The organism is Escherichia sp. WS1152 (genome assembly GCF_046487665.1).
Lineage (GTDB): Bacteria > Pseudomonadota > Gammaproteobacteria > Enterobacterales > Enterobacteriaceae > Escherichia > Escherichia coli.
The window spans coordinates 227,167-241,175 of record NZ_JBJQJA010000005.1; the positions used below are offsets into that span (position 1 = coordinate 227,167).

Consider the following 14,009-nt stretch of genomic DNA (forward strand, 5'->3'; position numbering starts at 1 on the left):
ACAACACGAAATCTGTATTTTTATAAATTCCATTGATATTAGTGCGTTATATTTTTTGACAGGTTAATAAACGTGATCCACCGCACGCTTTGTCGCCCACCAGGCGGAGCGAATGACTACCCTTAAAGAAAAGCCGATAATTAGCGACGAATTTCGGAGGTTGGATCCTTATGCTCAATCAGAAAATTCAAAACCCTAATCCAGACGAACTGATGATCGAGGTCGATCTCTGCTATGAACTGGACCCGTATGAATTAAAACTGGATGAGATGATCGAGGCAGAACCGGAACCCGAGATGATTGAAGGGCTGCCCGCCTCTGATGCGCTGACGCCTGCCGATCGCTATCTCGAACTGTTCGAGCATGTTCAGTCGGCGAAAATTTTCCCCGACAGTAAAACCTTTCCCGACTGCGCACCCAAAATGGACCCGCTGGATATTTTAATCCGCTACCGTAAAGTGCGCCGTCATCGTGATTTTGACTTGCGCAAGTTTGTTGAAAATCACTTCTGGCTGCCGGAGGTCTACTCCAGCGAGTATGTATCGGACCCGCAAAATTCCCTGAAAGAGCATATCGACCAGTTGTGGCCGGTGCTAACCCGCGAACCACAGGATCACATTCCGTGGTCTTCTCTGCTGGCGCTGCCGCAGTCATATATTGTCCCGGGCGGCCGTTTTAGCGAAACCTACTATTGGGATTCCTACTTCACCATGCTGGGGCTGGCGGAAAGTGGTCGGGAAGATTTGCTGAAATGCATGGCCGATAACTTCGCCTGGATGATCGAAAACTACGGTCACATCCCCAACGGCAACCGCACCTATTATTTGAGCCGCTCGCAACCACCGGTTTTTGCGCTGATGGTGGAGTTGTTTGAAGAAGATGGTGTACGCGGTGCACGCCGCTATCTCGACCACCTGAAAATGGAATATGCCTTCTGGATGGACGGTGCAGAATCGTTGATCCCTAATCAGGCCTATCGCCATGTTGTGCGGATGCCGGACGGATCGCTGCTCAACCGTTACTGGGACGATCGCGACACGCCGCGTGACGAATCCTGGCTTGAGGACGTTGAAACCGCGAAACATTCTGGTCGCCCGCCCAACGAGGTGTACCGCGATTTACGCGCGGGGGCGGCCTCCGGTTGGGATTACTCTTCCCGTTGGCTGCGTGATACTGGTCGTCTGGCGAGCATTCGTACCACCCAGTTCATCCCCATCGATCTGAATGCCTTCCTGTTTAAACTGGAGAGCGCCATCGCCAACATCTCGGCGCTGAAAGGTGAGAAAGAGACAGAAGCACTGTTCCGCCAGAAGGCCAGTGCCCGTCGCGATGCGGTAAACCGTTACCTCTGGGATGATGAAAACGGCATCTACCGCGATTACGACTGGCGACGCGAACAACTGGCGCTGTTTTCCGCTGCCGCCATTGTGCCACTCTATGTCGGTATGGCGAACCATGAACAGGCCGATCGTCTGGCAAACGCCGTGCGCAGTCGGTTACTGACACCTGGCGGGATTCTGGCAAGCGAGTACGAAACCGGTGAACAGTGGGATAAACCCAACGGCTGGGCACCGTTACAGTGGATGGCAATTCAGGGATTTAAAATGTATGGCGATGACCTTCTGGGTGATGAAATCGCGCGAAGCTGGCTGAAGACGGTGAATCAGTTCTATCTGGAACAGCACAAACTGATCGAAAAATACCATATTGCCGATGGTGTTCCCCGCGAAGGCGGCGGTGGCGAGTATCCGTTGCAGGATGGGTTTGGCTGGACTAACGGTGTGGTACGCCGTTTAATTGGTTTGTACGGCGAACCATAATATTTTTACAGCCAGCCGCTAACTTCCTGCTGGCTGTAAAATTATCCTCTTCAGGAGGAGATATTTAACATCATTGCCGCCTGGGTGCGATTTTTCACTTCCAGACGGCGATACAGGGATTCCAGATGCGCTTTTACCGTTCCGGTACTGATATTCAGCGCTCTGCCGATCTCCTTATTTGATTCGCCCGCCGCTAACATGGTTAAAATCTCCCGCTGGCGGGCGCTTAACGATTTGAGATCTTTAATGTCCTTTTCCGGCGTCGTCCGCCAGTCTCCAGGCAGAAACATCATCCCCATCGCCGCACTATTTACCGCCAACGCAAATGTCTCGACGGTTGAATCACGAGGCACAATGGCCAGCACATTAAAATGGATAACTTCCTGTAACCACCGTTTATTGCAATCCGTCGCCGTAATTAACACCTTAACCTCAGGAAATTGCACCACGGTTTTTTGCAGCAACCAGTAGCAAAACTCACCATCCTGATCGCCATCGAGCATAACTAAGGCTTCAGGGTAACTTTCCAGCTTTTGCCATAACTCGTCTGCCTGACTGGCCCCCTGAATACTCACTCCTGGAATACGCTGCTGTAAACTGATTTTCATTCCATGAATAAATATTGACTGCCTGTCAAACATGACTATTTGCATAACTGAATCTCCACCTGAATATGTTAAAAAGACTTAAGTAGTGGAAGGGTATTACCCGCGAGAAAAAATAAGAATTCGCCATTTGGCGGTGGCCATTCTACAGAGATGACGCGTAGAAAATAGTTACCGATATAAATAGTTACAGCTAAACGCCTGAAATTACATGTCGAGGGCACTATTTAAAACAATTTTGAGGATTTCCTTATATTGGTGGTTAGTACGCATGCAATTAAAAATGAAATTCCGCGACCACAAGCCAAAATAACAAACGGCAATGAGACAAAAATAAGCACAAATAGCCAATACATCCTCTATTCACTTTAAAGGGAATCGCTGAAAAATACGCTCTGTTTAAGGGGATTCACCTTTCTCAGAAAGCTATTCCGCCCTTTTCCTGCTGAGAAATCGCCACATTCGTTATGACAACATTGTAAAACCCGGCATTAGATGTTAGAAAAAACAATAAACAATGCGATATGTGCGTTACTGTTTCGCTGTGAACAACAATCGGTCAAAGAAATGGATAAAATTCACGCAATGCAGTTGTTCATTAAAGTCGCGGAGCTGGAAAGTTTTTCCCGCGCGGCGGATTTCTTTGCTTTGCCAAAGGGAAGTGTTTCGCGCCAGATACAGGCACTGGAACATCAACTTGGCACCCAGCTTCTCCAGCGCACCACGCGACGGGTCAAACTCACGCCAGAAGGCATGACCTATTATCAACGGGCAAAAGATGTGTTGAGTAATCTCAGCGAACTGGACGGTCTGTTTCAACAGGATGCCACCAGTATCAGCGGTAAATTACGCATCGACATCCCGCCAGGAATCGCGAAAAGCCTGTTACTGCCGCGCCTGTCGGAATTTCTCTATCTGCATCCGGGAATTGAGCTGGAACTGAGTAGCCATGACCGTCCGGTAGATATTCTTCATGATGGTTTTGATTGCGTGATACGCACTGGCGCGTTACCGGAAGATGGCGTTATCGCCCGTCCCCTCGGCAAACTGACCATGGTCAACTGTGCCAGTCCGCACTATCTGACGCGCTTTGGTTATCCGCAAAGCCCCGATGATCTGACTTCACACGCAATAGTGCGTTATACACCGCACCTGGGTGTACATCCGTTAGGTTTTGAGGTTGCCAGCGTTAATGGCGTCCAGTGGTTTAAGTCTGGCGGCATGTTGACGGTAAACAGTAGCGAAAACTATCTCGCCGCCGGTCTTGCCGGTCTGGGGATTATTCAGATCCCGCGCATTGCCGTGCGCGAAGCCCTGCGTGCCGGGCGGCTTATTGAAGTGTTGCCAGGCTACCGTGCCGAGCCGCTCTCCCTTTCGCTGGTTTATCCGCAGCGTCGGGAGCTTTCCCGGCGTGTAAACCTGTTTATGCAGTGGCTGGCTGGCGTAATGAAAGAGTACCTGGACTGACCGACTATACTTTTTAAGAATGACCACGACAGAAGGACAAAAGAGCGGATGACGCAGGAAAACGAGATCAAACGTCCCACCCAGGATCTGGAGCACGAGCCGATTAAGCCGTTGGATAATAGCGAGAAAGGCGGCAAAGTTAGCCAGGCGCTGGAAACCGTCACCACCACTGCCGAAAAAGTCCAACGCCAACCGATTATTGCGCACCTTATTCGCGCGACAGAACGCTTTAACGATCGGCTGGGTAACCAGTTTGGTGCGGCTATCACCTATTTCTCATTTTTGTCGATGATCCCGATTTTGATGGTGTCGTTTGCCGCAGGGGGCTTTGTGCTGGCCTCCCATCCGATGTTGCTACAGGATATCTTCGACAAAATTCTGCAAAACATCAGCGATCCGACGCTAGCCGCTACGTTGAAAAACACCATCAACACCGCCGTTCAGCAGCGTACGACTGTAGGGCTTGTCGGCCTGGCGGTGGCGCTTTATTCCGGCATCAACTGGATGGGTAACCTGCGTGAAGCGATTCGCGCCCAGTCGCGCGATGTCTGGGAACGCTCGCCGCAAGATCAGGAGAAGTTCTGGGTAAAATATCTGCGTGATTTTATTTCGCTGATTGGTTTGTTGATTGCGCTGATTGTGACGCTTTCGATCACCTCGGTTGCCGGTTCGGCGCAGCAAATGATTATTAGCGCCCTGCACCTGAACAGCATTGAGTGGCTGAAACCGACGTGGCGGTTGATTGGCCTGGCGATTTCCATCTTCGCCAACTATCTGCTTTTCTTCTGGATCTTCTGGCGGTTGCCGCGCCACCGTCCGCGCAAAAAAGCCCTGATTCGCGGAACATTTCTGGCTGCTATTGGTTTTGAAGTGATTAAAATCGTGATGACCTACACCCTGCCATCGTTGATGAAATCCCCCTCTGGTGCAGCATTTGGTTCCGTGCTGGGGCTGATGGCATTTTTCTACTTCTTCGCCCGTTTGACGCTGTTTTGCGCGGCGTGGATTGCCACCGCCGAATATAAAGACGACCCGCGAATGCCGGGGAAAACGCAGCCTTAAAATAGGCCGAATGCGGCGTACGAATTTATTCGGCCTGGCTCCCCGTAGGCCGGATAAGATGCGCCAGCATCGCATCCGGCTATAATGCGCACATAACCTCTTGAAACTCTTCCCCAGAGCCTCTTCAGCCATCTATTTGGGAGCAAACAATTTCATGCCAACTCATAACCCCAGCATATAAATCCAGTTGGTAACTTTTATTTAACCTGAAACCAGTTTTATCCACCATTTATAAAATTATGTGAAGCATTTCATAGAAGAAAAATCACTGGCCTAAACATTATCCCCTTTTTGCCTGTTTTTTGACCATTTCCGCGATTTGTTACACATTGAAATATCACTTTTGCTGTGCGTAATATGGCTATTCGTTAGCCAAAAAATAAGAAAAGATTATGCAAGCAACAGCCACAACACTCGACCACGAGCAAGAATACACGCCGATCAACTCGCGTAATAAAGTCCTTGTCGCCTCTCTCATTGGCACGGCCATTGAGTTCTTCGACTTTTACATTTACGCCACTGCGGCCGTTATTGTGTTTCCGCATATCTTCTTCCCGCAGGGCGATCCTACGGCAGCAACGCTCCAGTCGCTCGCCACCTTCGCCATCGCCTTCGTCGCGCGCCCCATTGGCTCTGCCGTTTTTGGTCATTTTGGCGATCGCGTTGGGCGTAAAGCGACGCTGGTCGCCTCGTTGCTAACGATGGGGATTTCGACCGTGGTGATTGGTCTGCTGCCGGGCTATGCCACGATTGGTATTTTCGCCCCGCTGCTGCTGGCGCTGGCTCGATTTGGTCAGGGTCTGGGCTTAGGCGGTGAATGGGGCGGCGCGGCGCTGCTGGCGACTGAAAACGCCCCACCGCGCAAACGTGCTCTGTATGGCTCCTTCCCACAGCTGGGCGCACCGATTGGCTTCTTCTTTGCCAACGGCACTTTCTTGCTGCTTTCCTGGCTACTGACCGACGAGCAGTTTATGAGCTGGGGCTGGCGTGTGCCATTTATCTTCTCGGCGGTGCTGGTCATTATCGGCCTGTATGTTCGCGTGTCGCTGCATGAGTCGCCGGTGTTTGAGAAAGTCGCTAAAGCGAAAAAACAGGTGAAGATCCCGCTGGGTACGCTGCTGACCAAACATGTTCGCGTAACCGTACTGGGTACGTTCATCATGCTGGCAACCTATACGCTATTTTACATCATGACGGTCTACTCTATGACCTTTAGTACCGCCGCCGCGCCAGTTGGGCTTGGCCTGCCGCGTAACGAAGTGTTGTGGATGCTGATGATGGCAGTTATTGGTTTTGGCGTGATGGTGCCAGTCGCCGGATTACTGGCTGATGCCTTTGGTCGCCGTAAAAGCATGGTAATTATCACCACGCTGATCATCCTGTTCGCGCTGTTCGCCTTTAACCCGCTGCTCGGTTCTGGCAACCCGATTCTGGTTTTTGCCTTCCTGCTGCTGGGGTTAAGTCTGATGGGGCTGACCTTCGGGCCAATGGGTGCGCTGTTACCAGAGCTGTTTCCGACAGAAGTGCGTTACACCGGAGCATCGTTCTCTTACAACGTAGCGTCGATTCTCGGGGCTTCCGTTGCGCCGTATATCGCAGCCTGGTTGCAGACTAACTACGGGTTAGGTGCGGTGGGGTTATATCTGGCGGCGATGGCTGGCTTGACGTTAATCGCCCTGCTGCTGACCCATGAGACGCGACATCAGTCGTTGTAATAAGAGTGAAAAGCCTGATGCGCTACGCTTATCAGGCCTGAATTTCCATACAATATATTGAATTCGCAAGGATTTGTAGGCCGGATAAGGCGTTCACGCCGCATCCGGCATGAACAAAGCACACTTTGCCAACAATCTAAATCTGTTTAATTGCCGGATGTCAGACATCCGGCAATTATCATCACTTCTTCATCTGCGACAAAATCGTCCGACACTGATTAGCCTCCCCTTCGGAAGGTGAGATCAGCGCCAGTAACGCCGCCGCCGGTGTTACCAGCGTTGCCAGTGCCGCAGCAACAGCACCACGGGCAATCAACGGTCCGGCTTTCACCCCAGCCTGAGGATTTTTAAACGTCCCACGCACATACAGCGGCGAACGCAGTGTGATAATCCGAATACCTTTACTCTCCGGATCAATAGTCAAATCCAGCTGTTCCGAAGCAAAACTTGCCGTGCCGGTAACGTTAATCAACGCGTTCTCAGTATCGAAAGCAAAAATCTGCGGGCGTGCCACGCCGTTGGCAATATTCAGATTCGCCGCCGCGCAGTTCACCCGCACCTCATCGTCACCAAATATCGCACCGACAATGTAGTTGCCGACATTCAGCCCAACAATCTCCATCAGGTTGCGGCTCACCAGCCCGTCATTCATCAACAGTTTCAGGTTGCCGTTACTGTTGCCTAAAAGTGCCGCCACCGAGTTACCGCTACCGCGCAGTTCCGCGTCACCGTTCATTTCCCCCAGCGTCTTCTGCATCAGTTCCACATCGGGCATCAGTTCTTTCAGTTTCAGTCGACGAGCCTGAATATCTGCCCGCCCCTGCATCGGCTTTTTATCGCCTTCCAGATGAATATTCGCCGCAATGCTGCCACCCGCCATGCCAAATTTCAGCGGTTGCAGGCGCAAGTCAGCATTTTTGAGGATGATATGAGTAGAAAGATCGCTAATCGGCAGGCTACTGCCATGCTCAATGCGCCGCCCTTTGAAGCGAACATCGGCATCCATAACGTCCCATTTATCGGTTTCGAAGCGGTCATAAGGCAGCACTTTGCCCGCAGGCTGAACGCTTTTTTCGCCCTTCTTCTGTTCAGACCGTTTCGACTTTTCTGCCCCTTTCCCGGAATCAACGCCAATCAACGGTCCCAGGTCCGCCAGCCGCAATTGCCGCGACTCGACATTACCTTCCATTTTTGGTCGTGGCTTGCCGGTGGTGTAGACCAGAGAACCGTGGATATCGCTATCGCCAATTCGCCCATTAAAGCCGCGATAATCAAAGACCGACGATTTTTCAGTGTCGATTTTCGCTACCAGCCGACCATCCGTTTCAAACGGCGGGGTATCGGGCAGCAGAACGCCCGTCAGTTCATAGAGATCACCCAGTGAATCGCCAGAAAATTTAAGCCGTAAATCGACACCGCCCATCTTCATTGGGTCATTCACGACGCCATCAAAAGCAACACGGGTATTACCTGAACGGAAATCAGCCTGTACCGGAAACGGCGTCCCTTCGCCACGCAGCGCCAGCATACCGCCTATTTTTCCCGTACCCGTGAGCGGTTCACCGTTATAACGTCCCTGCGCCTTCAGGCCAAAAACGTAATCGCCCACCTTTTCTTTATCCGCTTTACCTTTCGATCCAGTAACTTCGCTGAACGGCAGCGGCTTGCCTAAGGGATCAACAAAAATCTCCAGATCCGCTTTGCTTACTTTGTCATCAATGGCGATCCGCCCTTGATCGAAAAGAATATTATCCAGCCGAAACGACCACGCCGACGGCTTTGCATTCGCGTCTTTGTTGTCATCGTTGGCGAGATTAAACGTCCAGTTATTGTTCTTTTCAGAGAGGCGAATCAGGCGCGCGTCGGGCTTTTCCAGTTTGATCCACGGCAACCAGACCGTTTTGGTCAGCAGCGCCAGCGGGGCCAGCGTCGCTTCTACTCGCGGCAAATGCACCATTGTGACTTCGGGAATATCCGGTGGATTGCCAAGAATGATGTCTTCCGCGTGTACATGGGGCCACGGCACCCAGCTGCGCCAGCCGGTTTCCTGTTTTTGCCGCTCCCACACCACGCCCAGATCGCCACGGATAGCGAACGGACGATTCAACTCCGCAGAGGCTTTCTGGTTGATGGTCGGTTTGAGTCGATTCCAATCAAAAGTTGCAATCAAAATGATCGCCACGACAATCAACAACAAGAAAGCCCCTGAAATCGCAGCGGTTATTTTGCCTGCCTTGCTCATCGTTCGCTTCCTCATATTCTTCCTGTGCCAGTCCTAAAGATAGTCCAGCCAGGCGGAAAATGAGGCAGCTTATAGCGCCAGAACCGCCGTATTCAGCGTTTCTATCGGTGCCGGGCGTGAAAGAAACCAGCCTTGTGCGGCGAATGCGGGCGAGTTCTGAACATCACGCCACTCTTCCGGCGTTTCTACGCCCTCAACAATCACCCCGCGACAATAGCGATTCATTAGATGTAAAAGCTGAGAAAAGAGTGTGCGTCCTTCCGGTGACTGACGCAGCATCACAAACAGTTCTCGCGCGATTTTGATGTAGTCATAACGCACTTCACTTAGTGCAGAGAAATTTGCCATCCCGGTACCAAAATCATCCAGCCACAGCGGGCCAAATTCACACATCGAGGCAAAGGTTGAATCTTTCGGCAGGCGGATGTGTTCCACCAGTTCGAAACGCAGCCAGGGAAGATCCTCAATCAGGCGCAGGATTTTTGGTTGCTGACGCAGGGCGATGAGCGTAGGGCCATCAATATTGACCGATGCCAGCAGGCCGTGCTCTATAAAGAAGTCGGCTTTTTGCGCCAGCAAATCAATCTGCTCTTTCACAACCTCCATCCGATGGCTGACGGTGATTTCAGTAAAATAGCGATCCGGCGACAGGCGTTGCGAAGGGTTCAAGGGATGCGTGACCACCGTTAATAGCTCCACGGCCATTAACCGCCCGCATGTTTGATAGATCGGCTGCCAGGTGTAAGCACGCTCACACTGCAACCAAAAACGCCGTTCCTGCAAGCTCTCGATGCTTGCTTCAGGGTTGCTTATTCGCTGGATAACCTGCCTTATCATCAAAGATGTCCTGTGTTTAAAAGTGATGCTGCCCGGACTCGACAAAGATTATCGGCGCGCAAGGGCAGAACTTTACCGCCTGGCCGGGGTAAATTTCCCCTCTCCACAACGGAATCTTTCAGGAATACGTTCTGGCTCAAAAAAATAATGGAACACTGTTTTAATATGGTTGACCAGCAAACCACCACAGCGCAAACTAACGCTAATTTTTTACAGATCAGGTTCACGACTATGTCCAAAAAGATTGCCGTGATTGGCGAATGCATGATTGAGCTTTCCGAGAAAGGCGCGGACGTTAAGCGCGGTTTCGGCGGCGATACACTGAATACTTCCGTCTATATCGCCCGTCAGGTCGATCCTGCGGCATTAACCGTTCATTACGTAACGGCGCTGGGAACGGACAGTTTTAGCCAGCAGATGCTGGACGCCTGGCACGGCGAGAACGTTGATACTTCCCTGACCCAACGGATGGAAAACCGTCTGCCGGGCCTTTACTACATTGAAACCGACAGCACCGGTGAACGTACGTTCTACTACTGGCGTAACGAAGCCGCTGCCAAATTCTGGCTGGAGAGCGAGCAGTCTGCGGCGATTTGTGCAGAGCTGGCGAATTTCGATTATCTCTACCTGAGCGGGATTAGCCTGGCGATCTTAAGCCCGACCAGCCGCGAAAAGCTGCTTTCCCTGCTGCGCGAATGCCGCGCCAACGGCGGAAAAGTGATTTTCGACAATAACTATCGTCCGCGCCTGTGGGCCAGCAAAGAAGAGACACAGCAGGTGTACCAACAAATGCTGGAATGCACGGATATCGCCTTCCTGACGCTGGACGACGAAGACGCGCTGTGGGGTCAACAGCCGGTGGAAGACGTCATTGCGCGCACCCATAACGCGGGCGTGAAAGAAGTGGTGGTGAAACGCGGGGCGGATTCTTGCCTGGTGTCCATTGCTGGCGAAGGGTTAGTGGATGTTCCGGCGGTGAAACTGCCGAAAGAAAAAGTGATCGATACCACCGCAGCTGGCGACTCTTTCAGTGCCGGTTATCTGGCGGTACGTTTAACGGGCGGCAGTGCGGAAAACGCGGCGAAACGCGGGCACCTGACCGCAAGTACCGTTATTCAGTATCGCGGCGCGATTATCCCGCGTGAGGCGATGCCAGCGTAAAAGCAGCATATGCAAAAGGCTGGATAAAGTGTTACCCCTCTATCCAGCTCATCCATAAATACCTGATGATTGTGCTAACTCATCACCATCAGGCATTACTGTGCAGGTGGAATATCCGTCACTTCAGGATGTACGTCATCCGTGGCGACAGAGGTGGTCGCAGCGGCGGTAGATGGGGCCATGATTTGATCCCAGGCCGCCTGCAACGCTTTCATGTTAAATTCCGGCTCGCCTTTCGGCTGCAGCAGTATTAACGCCATATCATTCGACAACTGCTGACGCAGATCCTGATTTAACATCTCCACCGTCAGGCTGTTAAGGAAATCCTGCCGCAGTTTCTGATACTGCTCCGGCGCGATATCGACGACCTGATTTTGCAACGAACGCATCCGCTGACCCATCAGAATATCGGTATCAGCCCGCGCATAGGCGGCAAACAGTTTCTGCAGCTCCAGTTTCTTTTGCGCCACTAACGCATTGAACTCTTCTTCCGGCAGACCTTTATCGCGAACCTTCGCCAGTTCACGCGCCACCAGATTAAGGTTGCTGTTCAGCTTGTCGTTTGGTGATTCGATGTTGATGGCACACTGCGCACGCAGATACAGCACACGGCAGTCAAATCCAAGACCGATGTCTTTGCTGTTACTGGCGCTTAACGCTTGCTGAACATGCCAGAACAGCGCCTCGCGGGCCAGGTCCGCACGCCAGTAGCGCAGCAGTGCGGCTGATTCACGAATCGGCTGCCACGGCGTATCCCACATGATAGATAACCGGTCCTGACGCACCGCGTCAGTCATAATACTCACCGCTTCCGCACGCAGCGGAGAAAGCGTCGGCACCGGAGCCGGTGTTTCACGTTTGCCTTTCAGTTCGCCAAACGTTTTGTTGATTTGGTCGACAACCGAGCGCGCATCCACGTTTCCCACCACCAGCAGCGTCATTGCATCCGGGGTGTACCATTTCTGATAGAAATCTTTAATTTTTTCCGCTTCAACGGGTTGTTTCAGCGGATCGGCAGGATCGTGACCTAACAGGGTTGATCCTTTCAGACGATAACGCCACCAGCCCTCTTTAGTATCGGCAGGCCAGGTTGCCACCATGTCCTGACTTTGCAGCGCGTGGTTGATGGTTTCTGGCGTGATAGTCAGTTTGCCAGTGGCATTTGCCAGATAAGAGAGCGCCTCTTTCAGCAAATCGTTACGGTTATTGGGCAAACTCAGATTAAACAGCGTGGTGTCATAAGAGACAATTACCGGCGGCATCGGGCGTTTAGGGTCGATCCCCTGCTGCCACAATGAACGCGCCTGTGCTGCGTCAAGGCCACCGCTTTGCGTTAGCGCAATACGAGGGATGGCGTGACTGTAACCGCTCTGTTGTGTACTTTCGGCGAGCGAACCGGTATTAACCAGCAGGCGAATTTCAACACGATCGCTGGGACGCTGGGGGGTGGTCAGCACTTGCCACTGTAAACCGTTGGAAAGCGTCCCCTGTTGCCATGCTGGATCAGGCTGGAGCGCATCTGCCTGCACATAGCCAGCAGTGGCCATCATCAGCAAACCGCCCGCTAAAAGTCGAATTTTTGTGCCCTGCATGTGAACCCCTGATCAACTATCCTGGTAATAAAAAAACTGCCCGTTGTCGGTCAGTCTAAATGACGTTAAAAACACTTCGTGTTAGACCGCAAGAACATGAAAATGTCACGGAAGAAGTGAAATAAACCTGAACTCACCCAGGTGGTAAGTTCAGGCACAGGGGTCAATTATGCGCAAACACCCGCACTCGGGGAAGGGAGTGCGGGCATAAGTGATGAGATTAAGAGGATAATTCGTGCGTTTTGCCATCCGGCGCACGATTATTCAGCACATCGTCCAGTTTTTTGTGGTCCAGTTCTTTCACCCACTTAGCAACGACAATGGTCGCTACGCCGTTACCGACCAGGTTAGTCAGCGCACGAGCTTCTGACATAAAGCGGTCGATACCGAGGATCAGCGCCAGACCCGCTACCGGCAAATGGCCCACCGCAGAGAGCGTCGCCGCCAGCACGATAAAGCCACTACCCGTTACCCCTGCCGCCCCTTTAGAAGAAAGCAGCAACACGATTAACAGCGTGATTTGGTGGACGATATCCATCTGACTGTTAGTGGCCTGGGCGATAAACACCGCCGCCATTGTCAGGTATATCGATGTGCCATCAAGGTTAAACGAGTAGCCTGTCGGGATGACCAGCCCCACCACCGATTTACGGCAGCCGAGCTTCTCCATCTTGTCGAGCATACGCGGCAGCGCCGACTCGGAAGATGAAGTCCCCAGTACAATCAGCAGTTCTTCACGGATGTAGCGGATAAATTTGAAGATACTGAAACCAGTCGCTTTAGCGATTGAACCCAATACCAGCACCACAAACAGGATACAGGTAATGTAGAAACAGATAATCAGCTGCCCCAGTTGCACCAGTGTGCCGACGCCGTATTTACCGATGGTAAACGCCATTGCCCCGAACGCACCAATAGGTGCCAGACGCATGATCATATTGATGATGCCGAAGATGACCTGCGAGAAACTTTCGATGACGTTAAAAATCAGTTGGCCTTTGCTGCCCAGACGGTGGAGCGCAAAACCAAACAGTACGGCAAACAGCAGCACCTGCAGAATGTTACCGCTGGCAAATGCGCCAATGACGCTCGCCGGGATGACATCCATAATGAAGGCGACAATGCCCTGGTCTTTCGCCTGATCGGCGTAAACCGCTACCGCTTTCGCATCAAGCGTTGCCGGATCGACGTTCATTCCGGCACCAGGCTGCACGACGTTAACGATGATAAGACCAATAATCAGCGCGATGGTACTGACAATTTCAAAGTAAAGCAGTGCGACTGCGCCGGTACGACCGACCGCCTTCATGCTTTCCATGCCCGCAATGCCCGTTACGACGGTACAAAAGATGACAGGAGCGATGATCATCTTAATGAGCTTAACGAAGCCGTCGCCAAGCGGTTTCATTTGCTCGCCTATTTCAGGATAGAAATGGCCAAGGAGAATACCAATGGCTATCGCTGTCAGGACCTGAAAGTAAAGGCTTTTAAACAGAGAGGTTTTCATA

The 14,009-nt window shown here is 51.9% G+C and carries 10 protein-coding genes; 5 read left to right on the forward strand and 5 right to left on the reverse strand.

From position 1 onward, the window contains the following. Positions 1-170 precede the first annotated feature (170 nt). Positions 171-1,820 (forward strand): alpha,alpha-trehalase, encoded by a 1,650-nt coding sequence (locus ACJHW7_RS10665; protein ID WP_000934216.1) that lies wholly within the window; start codon positions 171-173, stop codon positions 1,818-1,820. A gap of 50 nt (positions 1,821-1,870) precedes the next feature. Here ACJHW7_RS10665 and ACJHW7_RS10670 read toward each other — a convergent pair whose 3' ends face one another. Beyond that, positions 1,871-2,473 (reverse strand): helix-turn-helix transcriptional regulator, encoded by a 603-nt coding sequence (locus ACJHW7_RS10670; RefSeq protein ID WP_001167676.1) that lies wholly within the window; start codon positions 2,471-2,473, stop codon positions 1,871-1,873. Between the two features lie 519 nt (positions 2,474-2,992). Here ACJHW7_RS10670 and ACJHW7_RS10675 point away from each other — a divergent pair. The 3 genes from ACJHW7_RS10675 (at position 2,993) to ACJHW7_RS10685 (ending at position 6,669) form a co-directional block, all read left to right on the forward strand. Next, entirely contained in the window at positions 2,993-3,892 is a 900-nt protein-coding gene (locus ACJHW7_RS10675) for a LysR family transcriptional regulator (RefSeq protein WP_001493482.1), read from the forward strand. A gap of 48 nt (positions 3,893-3,940) precedes the next feature. Beyond that, positions 3,941-4,954 (forward strand): inner membrane protein YhjD, encoded by a 1,014-nt coding sequence (gene yhjD / locus ACJHW7_RS10680; RefSeq protein WP_021557300.1) that lies wholly within the window; start codon positions 3,941-3,943, stop codon positions 4,952-4,954. 392 nt (positions 4,955-5,346) lie between these two features. Then, entirely contained in the window at positions 5,347-6,669 is a 1,323-nt protein-coding gene (locus ACJHW7_RS10685) for an MFS transporter (RefSeq protein ID WP_001149003.1), read from the forward strand. Between the two features lie 181 nt (positions 6,670-6,850). On the opposite strand, the gene ACJHW7_RS10690 is transcribed toward ACJHW7_RS10685, so the two are convergent. Further along, entirely contained in the window at positions 6,851-8,911 is a 2,061-nt protein-coding gene (locus ACJHW7_RS10690) for an AsmA family protein (RefSeq protein WP_021557301.1), read from the reverse strand. A gap of 69 nt (positions 8,912-8,980) precedes the next feature. Then, positions 8,981-9,748, reverse strand: a complete 768-nt coding sequence (gene pdeH / locus ACJHW7_RS10695) for a cyclic-guanylate-specific phosphodiesterase (RefSeq protein ID WP_021557302.1) — start codon at positions 9,746-9,748, stop codon at positions 8,981-8,983. 231 nt (positions 9,749-9,979) lie between these two features. Between pdeH and kdgK the strand changes: the two genes are divergently transcribed. Then, positions 9,980-10,909 (forward strand): 2-dehydro-3-deoxygluconokinase, encoded by a 930-nt coding sequence (gene kdgK / locus ACJHW7_RS10700; RefSeq protein WP_001308127.1) that lies wholly within the window; start codon positions 9,980-9,982, stop codon positions 10,907-10,909. Positions 10,910-11,004: 95 nt separating this feature from the next. Here kdgK and ACJHW7_RS10705 read toward each other — a convergent pair whose 3' ends face one another. Continuing rightward, positions 11,005-12,501, reverse strand: a complete 1,497-nt coding sequence (locus ACJHW7_RS10705; protein ID WP_001163137.1) for a M16 family metallopeptidase — start codon at positions 12,499-12,501, stop codon at positions 11,005-11,007. A 220-nt stretch (positions 12,502-12,721) separates the two neighbouring features. Beyond that, positions 12,722-14,008, reverse strand: coding sequence for a C4-dicarboxylate transporter DctC (dctA, locus tag ACJHW7_RS10710; RefSeq protein ID WP_000858214.1), 1,287 nt, complete (start codon positions 14,006-14,008; stop codon positions 12,722-12,724). Position 14,009: the final 1 nt, after the last annotated feature.

What these genes read in the sequence shown, in the direction of transcription:
- ACJHW7_RS10665 (WP_000934216.1), top strand. Translation starts at nt 171, where the DNA reads ATGCTCAATCAGAAAATTCAAAACCCTAATCCAGACGAACTGATGATC.
- ACJHW7_RS10685 (WP_001149003.1), top strand. Translation starts at nt 5,347, where the DNA reads ATGCAAGCAACAGCCACAACACTCGACCACGAGCAAGAATACACGCCG.
- dctA (WP_000858214.1), bottom strand. Translation starts at nt 14,008, where the DNA reads ATGAAAACCTCTCTGTTTAAAAGCCTTTACTTTCAGGTCCTGACAGCG.
- yhjD (WP_021557300.1), top strand. Translation starts at nt 3,941, where the DNA reads ATGACGCAGGAAAACGAGATCAAACGTCCCACCCAGGATCTGGAGCAC.
- ACJHW7_RS10675 (WP_001493482.1), top strand. Translation starts at nt 2,993, where the DNA reads ATGGATAAAATTCACGCAATGCAGTTGTTCATTAAAGTCGCGGAGCTG.
- ACJHW7_RS10705 (WP_001163137.1), bottom strand. Translation starts at nt 12,501, where the DNA reads ATGCAGGGCACAAAAATTCGACTTTTAGCGGGCGGTTTGCTGATGATG.
- kdgK (WP_001308127.1), top strand. Translation starts at nt 9,980, where the DNA reads ATGTCCAAAAAGATTGCCGTGATTGGCGAATGCATGATTGAGCTTTCC.
- ACJHW7_RS10670 (WP_001167676.1), bottom strand. Translation starts at nt 2,473, where the DNA reads ATGCAAATAGTCATGTTTGACAGGCAGTCAATATTTATTCATGGAATG.
- ACJHW7_RS10690 (WP_021557301.1), bottom strand. Translation starts at nt 8,911, where the DNA reads ATGAGCAAGGCAGGCAAAATAACCGCTGCGATTTCAGGGGCTTTCTTG.
- pdeH (WP_021557302.1), bottom strand. Translation starts at nt 9,748, where the DNA reads ATGATAAGGCAGGTTATCCAGCGAATAAGCAACCCTGAAGCAAGCATC.